Annotated in this window: 1 protein-coding gene; it reads right to left on the reverse strand. The window is 55.6% G+C overall.

The window, feature by feature from the left end:
- Positions 1-68 precede the first annotated feature (68 nt).
- Positions 69-1,163 carry an NPXTG-anchored protein gene (locus H8711_RS13705; protein ID WP_249283890.1) on the reverse strand — a complete coding sequence of 365 codons (1,095 nt, stop codon included), beginning with the start codon at positions 1,161-1,163 and terminating at the stop codon, positions 69-71.
- Positions 1,164-1,526: the final 363 nt, after the last annotated feature.

Genomic DNA, 1,526 nt, shown 5'->3' on the forward strand with positions numbered 1-1,526 from the left:
AAAAGCACCGGAGGCGAGGGACTCCGGTGCTTTTTAATGATTGGCAGAAAAGAAGGGGAAGGGAAGGATTATTTACGTTTGCGGGAGAGGAGGATGCCAGCGGAAGCGATGATGGCCATGGCAGCGGCGATGGCGACAAAGTCGTTCGCGCCGGTGTCAGGGTTCTGCTCGGAACCGCCGTTGGAGGATTCGCCGTTGGAGCCGAAGTTCGGGTCAACCACGGAATCGGTGATCTCTTTGTTGGTCAGCACAAAGCGGCCCAGCTGTTTGGTCTTGATCTTGACCAGCTCCTCTTCGGAATCCAGGGTGAAGTCCACCTCGGTGAGCTTGCCGTTCAGGTAGCGGTAGACGAAGAATTTGCCGTCAAAGTCGTCCATCTCGGAGGAGACGTCGATGGACAGGGTGCCGGTGGTGCGGAACTCGGGGCCAGCGGGGAAGGAGACGAATTTGAAGTCCTGATCCTGGTATTTCTCGATGATCGCGTCGATATCGTCGCTGTTGGAAACCATGTTGGTGTCCTTCATGCCGTTGACGCGCACGGAGAACTCCCAGTCGCCGTGGGCGAAGGTGACTTCTTTGCCGTCAGCGAGGTCGTTGAGGGTGTCGAAGCTGTCCTCGGTGAGAACGGGGGCCTCGGGGTTCACCACAACGTAGTCGGGGTTTTTCAGGGAGCTGTCGTCGATGGTCTTGTAACCGGTCTGGAAGGCCAGAGCAGCAACATCGATCTCGTTTTTGCTGTCTTTGGAGTCAACAACGGAGACGGTGTAGGAGACGTCGGACAGCTTGGTGGGCCAGCCGGCTTTCACAGTGATGGCCAGGCTGTAGACGGATTTGTGTTTCTCAACCTTGATGGAAGAGATCTCGCGCTTGCCCTCTTCGTTGGCGAAGTGGAACTTGAAGTTGTTGAACTGGGTGGAGGTGAGGGCCTGGGCGTCCGCGAGGGTCTTGCCGGCCTCGATGAACTTCACGGGGAAGTAGTAGGTCTCGCCGGGGGTGAGGACGGTATCGGCGTTGAGCTCGAGGCCGTCGGCGTCTTTGTCAAAGAAGACGGTGTCGTTGGTAACGGGATTGGAGCTGTCGTTATCTTTGGTCTGAGCGAACGCGGTAACCGCGAGGCTGGCAGCAGTTGTCAGAGCAAGGATCATGGAAATGATCTTTTTCATAAAGGGTTCCTCCAGAAAAGAAATTTTCCAAACAGGGAGGGGGCTCCGGTGGGTACCGTTTCTCCAGCCCGCCGTCCATGTGCTTGGCTTGGTTCCCATTATAGGGGTGGAAGAGGAGAAAAACAAGAGGATGTTGTTACCAAAATGTAATATAATTGATGAATAAGATGACAAAATGTAACGAATGGAAGAAGAAGCGGAAGGGAGCGGAAGAGGAGCAAGGGAGTGGAAGAGAAAGAGCAGAAAAGTGGAAGAGGAGGGGAAAGAAAGCAAAGGGGGCGGAGAGATTTCCGATGGCGGGATGGAGGACGAAGGGCGGAAGCGCCTCTCCAAACGCGCTGAGGCGGGTCACCCCTTAGGGGT

Origin of the sequence: Ligaoa zhengdingensis (assembly GCF_014384885.1) — a bacterium.
Taxonomy (GTDB): domain Bacteria; phylum Bacillota; class Clostridia; order Oscillospirales; family Ruminococcaceae; genus Ligaoa; species Ligaoa zhengdingensis.

Coding starts and splice junctions, on each gene's coding strand:
- H8711_RS13705 (WP_249283890.1), bottom strand. CDS start 1,163: ATGAAAAAGATCATTTCCATGATCCTTGCTCTGACAACTGCTGCCAGC.